This is a genomic window from Glutamicibacter sp. AGC84 (assembly GCF_053543575.1).
The window spans coordinates 126,701-140,265 of the sequence record NZ_JBLVOC010000025.1 but is presented as its reverse complement, the minus strand read 5'-3'; the positions used below and the strand labels follow the sequence as shown (position 1 = coordinate 140,265).

At 66.5% G+C, this 13,565-nt stretch carries 12 protein-coding genes; 7 read left to right on the top strand and 5 right to left on the bottom strand.

Annotated features, from left to right (window positions below):
• Positions 1–698: 698 nt before the first annotated feature.
• Both ACNPN0_RS14525 and ACNPN0_RS14520 read left to right on the top strand, forming a co-directional pair.
• Entirely contained in the window at positions 699–1,727 is a 1,029-nt protein-coding gene (locus ACNPN0_RS14525; RefSeq protein ID WP_448937920.1) for an iron-containing redox enzyme family protein, read from the top strand.
• Positions 1,724–1,939 carry a CDGSH iron-sulfur domain-containing protein gene (locus tag ACNPN0_RS14520; RefSeq protein ID WP_105662146.1) on the top strand — a complete coding sequence of 72 codons (216 nt, stop codon included), beginning with the start codon at positions 1,724–1,726 and terminating at the stop codon, positions 1,937–1,939. Before ACNPN0_RS14525 ends, ACNPN0_RS14520 begins: the two co-directional genes overlap by 4 nt.
• A gap of 179 nt (positions 1,940–2,118) precedes the next feature.
• On the opposite strand, the gene ACNPN0_RS14515 is transcribed toward ACNPN0_RS14520, so the two are convergent.
• Positions 2,119–2,493: an ArsR/SmtB family transcription factor gene (locus tag ACNPN0_RS14515; protein ID WP_105662145.1), complete on the bottom strand. Its 375-nt coding sequence runs from the start codon at positions 2,491–2,493 to the stop codon at positions 2,119–2,121.
• Between the two features lie 143 nt (positions 2,494–2,636).
• On the opposite strand from ACNPN0_RS14515, the gene arsB reads away from it, so the two are divergent.
• Genes arsB through ACNPN0_RS14500 form a run of 3 tightly spaced genes read left to right on the top strand, consistent with a single transcriptional unit; the run spans position 2,637 to position 5,587 of the window.
• Positions 2,637–3,692, top strand: coding sequence for an ACR3 family arsenite efflux transporter (gene arsB / locus ACNPN0_RS14510; protein ID WP_448937921.1), 1,056 nt, complete (start codon positions 2,637–2,639; stop codon positions 3,690–3,692).
• An 11-nt stretch (positions 3,693–3,703) separates the two neighbouring features.
• Positions 3,704–4,117, top strand: a complete 414-nt coding sequence (locus ACNPN0_RS14505; protein WP_448937922.1) for an arsenate reductase ArsC — start codon at positions 3,704–3,706, stop codon at positions 4,115–4,117.
• Between the two features lie 42 nt (positions 4,118–4,159).
• Positions 4,160–5,587: an FAD-dependent oxidoreductase gene (locus tag ACNPN0_RS14500; RefSeq protein WP_448937923.1), complete on the top strand. Its 1,428-nt coding sequence runs from the start codon at positions 4,160–4,162 to the stop codon at positions 5,585–5,587.
• A 118-nt stretch (positions 5,588–5,705) separates the two neighbouring features.
• On the opposite strand, the gene ACNPN0_RS14495 is transcribed toward ACNPN0_RS14500, so the two are convergent.
• The 4 genes from ACNPN0_RS14495 to ACNPN0_RS14480 form a co-directional block, all read right to left on the bottom strand.
• Entirely contained in the window at positions 5,706–7,511 is a 1,806-nt protein-coding gene (locus tag ACNPN0_RS14495; protein ID WP_448937924.1) for an ABC transporter permease subunit, read from the bottom strand.
• Complete coding sequence (locus tag ACNPN0_RS14490) at positions 7,511–9,046, bottom strand: ABC transporter substrate-binding protein (RefSeq protein ID WP_448937925.1); 1,536 nt, start codon at positions 9,044–9,046, stop codon at positions 7,511–7,513. The genes ACNPN0_RS14495 and ACNPN0_RS14490 overlap by 1 nt, the downstream gene beginning before the upstream one ends.
• A gap of 65 nt (positions 9,047–9,111) precedes the next feature.
• Positions 9,112–9,786, bottom strand: coding sequence for an ATP-binding cassette domain-containing protein (locus tag ACNPN0_RS14485; protein ID WP_448937926.1), 675 nt, complete (start codon positions 9,784–9,786; stop codon positions 9,112–9,114).
• The gene (locus ACNPN0_RS14480; protein ID WP_448937927.1) at positions 9,783–10,487 is read right to left on the bottom strand and encodes an ATP-binding cassette domain-containing protein; all 705 of its coding nucleotides are present in this window, start codon (positions 10,485–10,487) and stop codon (positions 9,783–9,785) included. Before ACNPN0_RS14480 ends, ACNPN0_RS14485 begins: the two co-directional genes overlap by 4 nt.
• A 199-nt stretch (positions 10,488–10,686) precedes the next feature.
• On the opposite strand from ACNPN0_RS14480, the gene ACNPN0_RS14475 reads away from it, so the two are divergent.
• Entirely contained in the window at positions 10,687–12,246 is a 1,560-nt protein-coding gene (locus ACNPN0_RS14475) for an FAD-dependent oxidoreductase (protein WP_448938942.1), read from the top strand.
• A gap of 211 nt (positions 12,247–12,457) precedes the next feature.
• On the top strand, positions 12,458–13,534 hold the full coding sequence (pstS, locus tag ACNPN0_RS14470; protein ID WP_286134369.1) for a phosphate ABC transporter substrate-binding protein PstS: 1,077 nt from the start codon (positions 12,458–12,460) through the stop codon (positions 13,532–13,534).
• Positions 13,535–13,565 lie beyond the last annotated feature (31 nt).

The window sequence follows — 13,565 nt, the reverse complement described above, 5'->3', positions numbered from 1 at the left end:
CCCCCCGCCTTCGGTGTCATCGGGTGTCTAGTGGCTTAGGGCATGACTCTCCTTGATTAGCGAGCACGGACCTGACGACCAGTGCGGCCCTGAAAGTTCGTTATTAGAAAGTGCGAGCGAGTGATTGATGCCAAGTAATTGGTCCCTTGCTGGAGTAGCAGACGGGCCTACTCGATACTAAAGTGGCAACGCGACAGCCCTAGGGAACCTGTTTTTCATCTTGGGGAAATGAACGAGTCGACACCTAGCAGTTGGGTGTGGACATGGAGCAAAAGATTCTGGACCGGGTTTGTTGTCAGAGGTGCGAGCAACTTCTGGGCGCCAGTATTGTCGGCAGTTTTACACGGCATGACCTGCTTACTTGCCAGATTGAATGTGCCAATAAGAGTGGGCGGCGACAGGTGCTCCCTGACGACTCCGGTAAGTTCTGCCTCTAATCGGTTGCCATCATGATCCCAACCCAATCCCGGTCGCAGCTCCCACCGGCTATGGAAAAGCTGGGACAAGACGTCGAGATTGGCCGGCCGACAGCCCTATGTTCCTCAGGGATAAGGTGCTGTCGAGAACATAGCTGGGGAGCACGATCAGGGGCTACCTTGGCTTTTCCTCCCAATGGTGGTTATATCCCGGGGATGCTGGCACGATCATCCTACTGCCACTATTGCTGACCGTGCGATCAGTGTGAACGAAGGAGCATCATGCATCTGCCCGTACCCCGCGGAGACCTGTCCCAAGCGCTGAACAATGCGTTGCTGTGCAACCCCTCGGAGGAATACGCAGCCTATCTGGCAACGGTCGCAAGAGATCGGTTGGCTGCGGCTTCGGATGTGCTGGATGACGGGGACCTGCAGCTGAGCCTTTTCGTGCTCTACGAACTGCACTATCGGGGATTCGAAGAAGTCGATGACCGCTGGGAATGGAACCCCGGGCTCATTTCGCTTCGGGCCCGGATCGAGGAGGGTTTCGAGCAAGCGCTGCGCGAGGCGGCAGGCCCGATTCCAAGCGTGGAACCCAGCTCCGCGAAGGTGGCCCAAGCCCTGTTCGAGCTCGCAGCTGATGATGCTGGACCGTCGGTCTCGAAATTCATCCAGCGCAAGGCCACTGCCGGCCAAGCACGCGAATTCCTGATACTGAAGTCGGTCTACCAGCTCAAGGAAGCTGATCCGCATACCTGGGCGATCCCGAAACTCGAAGGCCGTGCAAAAGCCGCCATGGTGGAGATCCAGGCTGATGAATACGGAAATGGGCAGCTGCCGCGAATGCATAGCGAGCTGTTCAGGCAGACCATGAAGGGCCTGGGGTTGCGTGATGATTTCGGCGCGTACGTGGACCGCATTCCGGCGGTGACGCTGGCGGCAGTGAACATGATTTCGCTCTTCGGCATGCACCGGCGCCTGCGGGGAGCCATCACTGGCCACCTGGCACTGTACGAGATGACTTCCTCAATACCCCAGGCGGCTTATGCCCGCGGGTTCCGGCGCCTGGGATATGAATCCCCGGTGACCGATTACTTCGATGAGCATGTGGAAGCTGATGCGGTCCATGAGCAAATCGCCGGCCGCGACCTGGCGGGCGGACTGGCTGAAGACGAACCGGATCTGGTGCCCGACATACTCTTCGGAGCCCAAGCCGCGGCAGCTGTTGACGCGTTGGCCGGCGCAAAGTACCTGGACGCGTGGGAAGCTGGCAGATCAGCATTGCATGCCGGAGCGGGGGCAGCGGTATGAGCGAGGGGCGCAGCGCTTCGGAAGCCGCCATGATTACCGTTTGCCCGCAGGGCCCCTTGCTGCTCAGGGGAGATTTTGAAATCGTGGATGCCGAGGGGCAATCCATCGAGGCCCGGAAAGGGCCCGTCGCGCTATGCCGCTGCGGGGGCTCTGCCATCAAGCCTTTTTGCGATGGCACGCACAAGCTCATGAAGTTCGAGCGCCCGAAGTAGGGCACTGGATCCTGAAATGGGCTATTGCGCATCCGGTCCGCAGCGGGCCGGCACTGCCGGGACCTGCAGCGTTTGATGCCGTTTGCCGAGCTGCCTGCGCGGAAGCGGGAATGCGGCTAGTTGGTGGATCCCGGGTGGCGTGATCCCAGCCGCCTGGAATGCAGTTGCGGCAAGCCTGTCTAGGGTTTGGCCGCCAAGCTGGCGCCCAGGGATTCCAAAGCGCCAGGGACGACGGAGTAGTACGCCCACACCCCGCGCTTTTCGCGGTGCAGGATTCCGGCCTCCACCAGGATTTTCAGGTGGTGCGAGACCGTCGGCTGCTTGAGGCCCAGTGGTTCGGGCAGGTCGCAGACGCACGTCTCGGCCGATTCGCTGGCGGAGACGATGGACAGGATGCGCAGGCGGTTGGGATCGCCCAGGGCCTTGAAGCGCAGCGCCAACGCTTCGGCCTGCCCGGCGTTGAGGATTGCCTCGCCTTGGGATGGCGTGCAGCAGGCGTCGGCTGCCGGTGCTGGGGAAGTCCCTCCGGCAGGATTCACGGTGGCTGTGCTCACGGGCCTTGGCTCTTTTCTTGGCTGGCGCCAGAGATTGACAAACGTCGATATGTTTCATCATACTCAAAACATCGACAATCGTCGATGCCTATTCTTGGAGTGATGAATCAGTGGCACCCGCGCCTGCGCTAGACACTGCCCCCGTGGCGGCAAAACTTTCCTTCCTGGACCGCTACCTGGCCCTGTGGATCCTGCTGGCCATGGGCGTCGGCTTGGGTCTGGGCCGCATCTTCCCTCAGCTGGGCGAGCTGCTGGACCGCTTCACCGTGGCCGGGGTCTCGGTACCCATCGCCATCGGCCTGCTGGTCATGATGTATCCGGTGCTGGCCAAGGTCCGCTACAACGAAACCGGCCGCGTGCTGGCCGACAAGAAGCTGATGATCACCTCGCTGGTGATCAATTGGATCCTGGCCCCGGCGTTCATGTTCGTCCTGGCCTGGGTATTCCTGGCCGACCTGCCCGAATACCGCACCGGCCTGATCATTGTGGGCCTGGCCCGATGCATCGCCATGGTGTTCATCTGGAATGATCTGGCTTGCGGGGACCGGGAAGCGGCCGCGGTGCTGGTGGCCATCAACTCCGTCTTCCAGGTCATCGCCTTCGGTGCCCTGGGCTGGTTCTACCTGCAGCTGCTGCCATCGTGGCTGGGGCTGGAAACCACCAGCGCCGAATTCTCCATTGCCGCCATCACCGCCTCGGTGCTGGTCTTCTTGGGCATCCCGCTGGTGGCCGGCTACCTGACCCGCACCCTGGGCGAAAAGGCCATGGGCCGCGACTGGTACGAGGGAAAATTCCTGCCGAAAATCGGGCCGTGGGCACTGTACGGGTTGCTGTTCACCATCGTGCTGCTCTTCGCGCTGCAGGGCGATAACATCATCTCCAAGCCCCTGGATGTGCTGCGCATGGCTATCCCGCTGCTGACCTACTTCGTGGTGGTCTTCGGTGCCGGAATGCTCATCGGCCACTGGCTGAAGCTGGGTTACCCGCGCACCACCACCTTGGCGTTCACCGCCGCCGGCAACAACTTCGAGCTGGCCATCGCGGTAGCCATCGCCACCTTCGGCGCCACCAGCGGCCAGGCCCTGGCCGGCGTGGTCGGCCCGCTGATCGAGGTGCCGATCCTGGTTGCCCTGGTCTACGTGGCCCTGTGGTCCCGGAAATTCTTCCCAGCTGCCAAGGCTCCCGCTACTTCTGCCTAAGGAAAAAACTCATGACTGCTATCGAAAAGCCTTCGGTTCTCTTTGTCTGCGTGCACAACGCAGGGCGTTCCCAGATGGCCGCCGCCTTCCTCGCCCACCTCTCCGGAGGGCGCATTGAGGTCCGCTCGGCCGGTTCCGCCCCAGCCGATTCGGTCAACCCGGCCGCCGTTGAAGCCATGAAAGAAGTCGGCATCGACATGTCCGCGGAAATCCCCAAGGTGCTGACCACCGAAGCCGTGCAGGACTCCGATGTGGTGATCACCATGGGCTGCGGAGATGCCTGTCCGTTCTTCCCAGGCAAGCGCTATGAAGACTGGAAGCTGGAAGACCCCGCAGGGCAGGGCATTGACGGCGTACGGCCAATCCGTGATGAAATCCGTGCCCGGATTGAGAATCTCATCGCCGACCTGCTGCCGGCCAGCTAAGCGCAGATCGTCTCCAGAATTCCAGCAGCCAAGGAGAAACCCATGCAGGAGAACCTTCCAGTCATCGTCATCGGCGCCGGCCCCATCGGCCTTGCCACCGCCGCCCACCTGCGCGAACGCGGGCAGGAAGTGCTTGTCCTGGAAGCCGGTGGAAGTGCCGGTGCCGCAATAGCCCAGTGGGCCCACATCAAGCTCTTCTCCCCATGGCGCTTCAATATCGATGCCGCCGCCCGCCGGCTGCTGGAAACCCCCAGCGAGGGATACGCCGGAGGCTGGGAAGCGCCGCGGATCACCAAGCTTCCCACCGGCGCGGAATTGGTCAGCGAATATCTCCAGCCGCTGGCCGCCCACCCGGACCTGTCACCGCGCATCCGCTACGGCCACCGCGTGGCGAAGATCAGCCGCGTGCTGGTCGACGGCCGCGGTGCCGACAAGGCACGCACCGCGCACCGCGATGATGCCCCGTTCCTGGTGCGCACCGAAACTCCGGGCGGCCCGGTGGATATTCTCGGTCGTGCCGTGGTTGATGCCAGTGGCACCTGGAACCAGCCAAGCCCGGTAGGCCGGGCCGGAATCCAGGCCATCGGCGAAGCGCAGGCGCGCGAGCGCGGCTTCATCATCTGCGGGCTTCCGGATCCGCTGGGCGCCGATGAGCAGGAGCTCGCGGGCAAGAAATTGCTGGTGCTCGGCGCCGGGCATTCGGCGGCGAATACCGTCATTGCCCTGGGCCGGTTGCAGAAGAAGTTCCCGGACACTCGGATCCTCTGGGGCCTGCGCGGGGCGGCCAACCCGATTCGCCTGTACGGCGGGGGAGCTGCTGACCAGCTACCAGCCCGGGGCCAGCTGGGCACGTCGCTGCGCCGGCTGGTGGAGAACGGCAACGTGGAACTGCTGGAAAATGTCTCCGTCGCTTCGATGAGCGCAGGGGATCAGCTGTCCGTATCGCTGGCTGACGGGCGCGAGCTGGGCGTTGACCGCATCATCGCCGCCACCGGTTTCCGCCCGGATCTGCAGATGCTCTCCGAACTGCGCCTGGACCTGGATGAATGCGTTGAAGCCCCGCGCCAGCTCGGGCCATTGATCGACCCGGAATTCCACAGCTGCGGAACGGTCAGCGCGCACGGCGAAAAGCAATTGGCGCACCCGGAAAAGAACTTCTACATCGTTGGAATGAAGAGCTATGGACGGGCTCCGACGTTCCTGATGGCTACCGGCTACGAGCAGGTGCGCTCCATTGCCGCTGCCTTGTCCGGCGATGCCGACGGGGCAGGCCGGGTTGAACTGGATCTGCCGGAAACCGGGGTCTGCTCCACGGATCTGGGCGGTTCCTGCGATGCCCCCGCGGACGGCGGCACCGCCAGCGGAACCGAGCCCGCCGAAGCGGCCGGCTGCTGCACCTCGCCGCAGCCGGTGAGCCTGGGATTGGCCACAGGAACACGGCACGGCAACAGCGAAGTGGCCGCCCAGTAAGCCTGCTTGGGCAAGGGGCGATCGCCACGGAAACTCGATGGAGCCAAGGGGCAGCGCGGCATATGCCGCGTTGCCCCTTGGCTCCATTTTCTTTCCAGGGCCGGGATAGGCCCGCGTTTCAGCTCACCGGGACCGGCGTGTTCCTGGCCGCCGGATCCTGCTGCGCAGCCGTGCCTCGGGTACCGGCACGCTGCGGCGCCGGGATTCCGGCGAGCGCCACCGCGCATACGGAAGTGAGCACCAGCGCGGTAGCCGGGGCGATGGCAGTCCACGGAGCCCGCTCGACATAGCCGATGCCTTCGGCCAGCAGCAGGCCCCACTCCGGGGTGGGCGGCTGCGCGCCGAGCCCGAGGAAGCCGAGGGCGGCCAAGGCCAGTGCCACCCCGGGCAGCCGCAGCATCCCGTGCCTCAGCAGGGCCGGAAGCACCGCGGGCAGCAGATGCTGGACCCAGATCCGGCCGCGCGGCACCCCGGAGAGCGGAAGCCAGCGGATATGCGGCATGGCCCGGGCTTCGTCCAGCAGCGAGGCAGCATGCGTGGCCAGCGGAGGCCAGCTCACCCAGAGCACGGCCAGTGCCGCACCGCCCACCGACGGGCCCAGCAAGGCCGCGATGATCACCCCGGCCAGAATCGGCGGAGTCGCGTTGGCGATTACCGCCGGCCCGCGCGAGATCTCGCCTGCCGCCGCTAGCAGCAGGCCGATCAGGATTGCGCAGGCCACGATTCCCAGCGCCGGGCCTACCGTGCCCAAGGTTCCGTGGGCCACGCGGGCCAGCAGATCCCGTCCGCTGGAATCGGCGCCGAATGGCAAACCGGCCCCCGGGGCTTGCAGCCTCTGGAAGGCAAGGGTGTAGGGGTCGCGCGGCAGTCCGAAAGCCAGGATGGCCAGCAGCGCGGTGCAGGTGATCGCCGCAGTCCAGCGCTGGATCCTGCCGTTGCCGCGCGCCTCGGGCGGGGCTGGCAGCGATCCTGCGGGCAGGGCGCCGCCGCGCAGCGCGCGCCGGGCCGCTGCGGTGAGCATTCCGATCAGCAGCGCCGATCCCGCCATCAGCAGCAGCCCGGCCTGCAAGGCGGGAATATCCTGCGCATTGGCCGCCCCGAGCAGGTAGCGGCCAAGTCCGGGCACCGCGAAGACCTGCTCCACGGCCACCGCGCCGCCGAGCAAGCCGATGAACACCAAGCCGAGCTGGTCGATGACTGCCGCGGCGGCCCGGCGCAGCACCCCGGAGAGGATGGCCGGGGCCGGAGCTCCGGCCAGGTGCCAGATCCCGGCCCAGCGTTCCCCGGCCACCGAGGCGATGGCGTCGGCCAGCAGCCGGCCGAGTAATCCGCCGGCCGGGATGCCCAGGGCCAGTGCGGGCAGGACCGCGGTGTCCAGCCCGGTCCACCCGTAGGGCGGAAGCCATTGCAGCTGCACCGCCACCAGCACCAGCAGCAAGCTGGCCAGCAGGAATTCGGGCAAGGCGGTCAGCGCCACGCCCAGCGGCCCGGAACCTGAATGCTGCCGGTTGCGCAGCACGCGCAGCGCGGCGGGCAGCACCAGGGCGAAGGCCACGGCGAGCGCGATGATGGTGGCGAAGGCGGTGAGCGTGGCGGAGACCGACAGGGCCCGCCAGGCGCCGGGAGCGATTTCTGCCCCGCTGACCCAGGAGTTGCCCAGATCCCCGTGCAGCACCCCGGACCACCAGTGCAGGCTGGTGGCCAGCGGGCCCTGGTCCAGGCCCAGCTGCGCGCGCACGGAGGCCAACGCCTGCTCGGTGGGTTCCAGTTCGGCATAGCGTGCGCGCAGCACCGCGGCGGCCGGGTCCGTGCGCGAAAGCCAGGGCAGCGCGCCGGCTACCAGCAGCAGGGCCAGCGCGCTGAGCAGGCAGGATGCGAAGGACGGCCAAGAGAGGCGCCGCGCCTTCAGGGCGAACCAGTTCATCAGCGTTGCGGCTCCTGCTCGCTGTCCAGGCGGGTCTGCGCAGTGATCAGCTCGCGTTCGCGCGGATCCTGCGCGGCATCGCGCACGGCGGGGCCCTCGCCCTGGATCACGCGTTCGTGCAGCAGCGCGATGGCCGCATCGGTGCCCAGGATCCGGGCTTCGGCCAGCATGATCTGCTGCTGGCGCTGTTCCCCGGCTTCGGTTTCCGAGGCCCGGGCGATGGCCTGGTCCACATCCTTGTCGCAGAGCTGGGCGATGGCGAAGCCGCCTTCGCAGGTGAAGTCGGAGGCGAAGTACGCAACCGGGTCCCCGGAATCCAGCACGGTGGCGCGCGAGAGGATGAAGGCATCGAAGGCGCCGTCCAGTGCGTCGGCCTCGATGTACTGGTATTCGCGCACATCCTGCTTCACGATGAATCCGGCCGCTTCCAGCTGCTGCTCGAGGATCACCGCGACTTCCGGCAGTTCGGCGCGGTCGGTGAAGGTGCCCAGGGTGATTTCCACGTCCTTGACCTTGGCTGGTTCGGCACGCTGGGCCAGCAGCTGCCGGTATTCTCCAGAATCGCGCAGCCCGGCGGCGTAGGGCAGGGCCGGGCCGAGCAGGCCCTCGGCTATATCGGCGCGGTTCTCGTACACCGACTCCACGATGGCCGCCCGGTCGATGGCTTCGCGGGCCGCGGCGCGCACCGCCGGGTCGGCGAACGGGCCCTTTTCGGTGTTCAGGTACAGCGTGTTGGTGCGCGGCATCGGCACTTCGGTGAGCAGCTCCTGGTCCACCGTGGCGGCCTGCCCGGCGGGGATCGCCTCGATGACATCAGCCTCCGAGGTGCGCAGCGCGGCGGCGCGGGCGGTGCCATCGGGCACGAACTTCACGTCGATGCCCGAGGCTGCGGCCTTCTCGCCCCAGTAGCCCTCGTACCGGTCCAGGGTGGCCCCGGAGATCCCGTCTACGTCCACGATCTGGAAGGGGCCGGTGCCGTGGCCGGCCGGATCCACTCCGTTGGCGGTGTAGGCTTCGGCGGCGAAGATGGCCAGCTGCGGGCTGGAGAGCCGCTGGGGCAGCAGCGGGTCGGGATCCGCGGTGGTGATCCGCAGTCCGTGCTCCCCGCGCACCGCGACCTTCAATGCGGTTCCGTTCAGGATGCGCGGCACCGGGGTCGAGTCGATGGCCCGCTGCAAGGAGTTCGCCACCGTTTCGGCGGTCAGCGGCTGGCCGTTGTGGAAGCTGACGCCTTCGCGGATCTCGAAGTCCCAGGCCAGCTCGCCGCTGCGTTCCCAGCTGGTAGCCAACGCCGGCTGGGCGTCCCCGGACGCGTCGAGGTTGACCAGGGTTTCGGCGGTGGACCAGCGCGATAGCTTGAACGCGTCGTCGCTGAGCGGGCTGAGCCCGGAGCGGGGCGGCTGCATGTGGGCTACGGAGATGCGGTCGGTGCTTCCGGCCTGCTCGGCGGCCGCGGAGAAGCAGCCGCTGAGGGCAAGTGCTCCGGCGAGCGGGATGGTGAGCAAGGCCAGGGTCTTGGGGCGGGGTCGATTCATGGGTGCGAGGTCCTTGGGTGATGGGTGATGGGTGATGGGTGATGGGTGATCAGCTGGCGGGCGGGTTATCGGGACGGTGGGCGGATGGCAATGGTGCGCGAGCATTGCGCGGCCAGTTGCGGGTCATGGGTGATCAGTAGCAAGGCAATGCCCGAGTTGGCGGCGGTGGAGAGCAGCTGGCCGGCGACTGCTTGGGCGGTGTCCGGATCCAGGGCGCTGGTCGGCTCGTCCGCCACCAGCACCGAGGGGTTCACCGCCACGGCGCGGGCCAGCGCGGCCCGCTGCAGCTGTCCTCCGGAGAGCTGGTGCGGGCGCCGATCCAGCAGTGCCGTGTCGAATTGTGCCAGCTCGGCGGCCCGGGCGATGCCCGTTCCGGGGCCGGCTGGGGGAGCCAGCCGGTGGATGGCCTGCTGCAGCGAGGTGCGGATGCTCCAGCGCGGCACGAAGGCGGCGGCAGGATCCTGGGGCACGCCCTGGACCAGCCGGCGGCGTGCTGGCGCGTGGCTGCGCTTCGGTGCGCTCCAGTGCTGGCCCAGCACGCGGATTTCTCCGGAGTCCGGCAGTTCCAGACCTAGCACGATGTCGGCCAGGGTGGATTTGCCGGCGCCGGATGGCCCGGTGATGGCCACCGATTCGCCCGGGTCCAGCGTGAAGCCAAGGGGCTCCAGGACCAGTCGGCGGGCGGCTCCGTGCCCGCGCTGTGCGCTGAGCGCGGATACTTCCAATGCGGGGATGCTCAAGCCGGTACTCGTTCCAGCCGGGGCGCGCGGGTGCTGGCGATCTTCCCGGAGTCCAGGACCAGGTGCCGGGTGGCCAGCGCCTGGGCGACTGCCGCGTCGTGGGTGACCAGTACCAGGGCCTGCTGCTGGCCCAGCAGGGTGCCCAGCAGTTCCAGGATGAGGTCGCGGGCGGTGTGGTCCAGGGCGCTGGTCGGTTCATCGGCAAGGATCAACGGGGCTTGGCTGAGCACGGCCAGGGCTATGGCGGCGCGTTGTGCTTGCCCTCCGGAGAGTTCCGCGGGACGTCGTGCGAGCAGCTGCGGATCGTCCAGTCCGGCGTCTTGCAGGACGTCGCGGACTTGCTGCGCGCTGGCGCCGGTGGCCTTGCGAAGTTGCCGTTCCAGCGGCAGCAGCGGATGCAGGGCGTCCTGGCCGCGCTGCGGGATGTAGCCGATGCGCGTTGATCCGGGAGTGCGGGTTCCGGTGAATTCCAGTCCGGGTGCCCAGTTCCCGGTGATCATCGACAGCAGCAGCGACTTGCCAGCACCCGACGGGCCGGTAATGACCACGCGCTCGCCGGGAAGAAGCGTGAACTCCTCGACGTCGAGCAGCGGGCTGGTGGCGCCGGGCAGTCCCAGGCGCGCATTGCGCAGGCAGAAGACCGGGCTGGGCGGTAGCGGGGCGCGGGGCTGGCGGGCGAGCCCGGGTTCTTCATGATTCATAATGAGAATCATTATCACTTAAGTTTTCTTGGCAGCGCAAATCAGCCTCCGGGATCGGCAAGGCGGCCGTGGCCGGCCGCGGCCGCTGGCCAAGCTGGGTGAATTCGCCTGATTTTCCGTTGCCGTACCGAACCTCGGCGCTTGTGCATACCCTGGAATCAGGGTGCGGCAGCACACGGAGCAAGAGGAGAAAGCGAAGATGGAGTCGTTATGGCAGGCGAAGCGTTCTTCCGGTGGCGCCGACCAATTCCAGCCGGGCGCAACCTATGACGCCATCGTCGTAGGCGCGGGGCTGACCGGGCTGGCCACCGCCGTGCTGCTGAGCCGGGCCGGATTGAGCGTCACGGTACTCGAAGCCAGGTTCGCCGGGGCCGGAACAACAGGAGCGAGCACCGCGAAGCTCAGCTTGCTGCAGGGCACGGTGCTCTCCGGGATCCGGGAGCATTGTTCCCAAGAGGTCGTGGACGCCTATGTCCAGGGGAATCTGGAAGGGCAGTCGTGGTTGCTGCGCTATCTGGAGGAGCGGGATGTCGCCGTGCAGCGGCGGGATGCCTACACGTACACCGAAGCCGAATCCGGACGTGCCAGTCTGGAGAAGGAAGCAGAGGCAGCCCGCAGCGCCGGGTTGGAGGCCAGCTGGTGCGGCCCGGACATCGGATTGCCGTTTCCCGTGGCCTCGGCGCTGGCCCTGCCTGGCCAAGCGCAATTCAACCCCATGGAAGTGCTCCAGGCCTTGGCCAGCGACCTGCGCTCGCGCGGGGGCAGGATCGTCGAGGGCGTCAGAGTGCGCGATGCCAGCGCCGGCGCCCTGGCCACAGTGCATACCAGCCAAGGCGAGAACCGTGCCCAGCAGGTCATCCTGGCCACGGGAATCCCCATCCTGGATCGGGGACTCTATTTCGCCAAAGTCGAACCATCGCGCTCCTACGTGGTTGCGCATCGCATTGATGCAGCCACCGGTGCGCTGCCCCAGGGGATGTACCTGTCCATCGACCATCCAGCACGTTCGCTGCGGACCGTTCCTCTCGACGGGCAGGAGCTGCTGCTGGTGGGCGGCAACGGCCATCCGGTGGGCCAGCAGCTCTCCGAGCTCGGCCAGCTCAAGGACCTGGATATCTGGACCAGAAGGCATTTCCCCGGGGCCGAACTCGCCGGCCAATGGTCGGCGCAGGACTACAAGTCGGCCAATATGGTTCCGTTCGTGGGCCAATTGCCCCGCGGGGGAGGGAACATCCATGTGGCCACGGGCTACAACAAGTGGGGGATGGCCAATGCGATTGCCGCCGCCCTCCAGCTCAGCGCGAACATCCTCGGCGGAAATATCGCCTGGGCGCAGGCCTTGTCGCAGCGCGCCACCACCCCGGCCGACCTGGTCGCCGGGGCGAAGATCAACTCCCGGGTTGCCGGAAAACTCGTCGCGGGATGGAAACGCTCGCTGCTTGGCGAAGCAGGCAAGGGCGCCGCGCAGGATGCAGGCGGCGTGTCTGGCGAGGAGCGGACTCCGCCCGCCGAGGGCCAAGGCCTGGTGCTGCGCGAGGGCCTGCGCCCGGTCGCCGTGTCCACGATCGGCGGGGCCACCTGCCGGGTGTCCGGGATCTGCACTCATCTAGGTGGCGTGCTGTCGTGGAATGACGCGGAGAAATCCTGGGATTGCCCGCTGCACGGGTCCAGGTTCAGTCCGGCCGGGGAAGTATTGGAGGGGCCGGCGACGCAGGACCTCGCTGCTATCGACTCGGCGGCTGGCACCGGCGGGCATTAGGCGCCTGGGAAACACAGTTCAACGCCCGCGGGCCCGCCGAATACTCATCGGCTGTGGCCAGGGAATGATTTCGGAAAGTGCAGGGATGATGATTCACTGGAATTTCAAGTACATCCGCCGTTCACCTTGGACCCCAGGAGAAGTTTTGCGAACCACCGGACCTGCCCGGCCACCTCTGCCTCGAACCGCCGCTTTCACCGCGATTGCCAGCATGGGCCTGGTCCTGCTGCTTTCGGGCTGCGGGTCGGACTACCCGCTGGGAGAAGAGCAGCGCAAGGCCGCTGAATCGAATAGCTCTAGCCTCCAAGGCACACTGACCGGCGGCGGATCCACCGCGCAGAATTCCGCCATGAACGCCTGGACCACCGAATTCTCCACCATGCACCCCCAGGTCCAGGTGCAGTACGCCTCGGTGGGCTCCGGCGCCGGACGCGCCGGGCTCCTGGCAGGCGGCACCGAATTCGCCGGATCCGACGCTTACCTGAAGGAAGAGGAAGTCCAGCGCTCCATCGAGACCTGCGGCCCGCAGGGCGCGATCAATATCCCGGCGTATATTTCGCCGATCAGCATCGCCTTCAACCTGCCGGGCATCAAGGAATTGAACATGGATGCCCCAACGATCGCCAGGATCTTCTCCGGTGAGATCCGCTCCTGGCAGGACCCGGCCATCGCCCAGCTGAACCCGCAGGTGCAGCTGCCCGACCTGCCGATCACCGGGGTGGCGCGCGCCGACGATTCTGGCACGACCGAGAACTTCACCGAGTACCTGCATGCGGTAGCTCCCGAAGCCTGGCCACACGAGCCGGATGGCGGCTGGCCGGATGCCACCGGGCTGGAGAAGGCCCAGGGCAATGCCGGCGTGGTGACCACCGTGACCCGCGCCGTGGGCGCGGTTACCTATGCCGATGATTCCCTGGTGGATAAGTCGCTGGGCAAGGTGAAGCTGAAGGTCGGCGAGGAATTCGTGGCAGTCAGCGGGGAATCAGCGGCCAAGGCAGTGGCCGAATCAGAGCGGGTCCACGGCCGCGGTGAGCACGATATCGCCCTGGAACTGGACCGCAAGACCACCGCCGCCGGCGCGTACCCGATGGTGCTGGTCTCCTACCTGCTGTTCTGCAGCGGCTACGAGGATCCGCAGACCATGGAACTGGCCAAGACCTTCGGCCAGTACGTCGTCAGCGACCAGGGGCAGAAGACAGCGTCCGACTCGGCCAAGAGCGCGCCGATGCCGCAGCAGCTGGCCGAAGATGCCCGCGAAGCCATCGATTCGATCACCGCGCGTTCCTGATTCGGGAACAGCCCTGCTGCATCCATCCGCA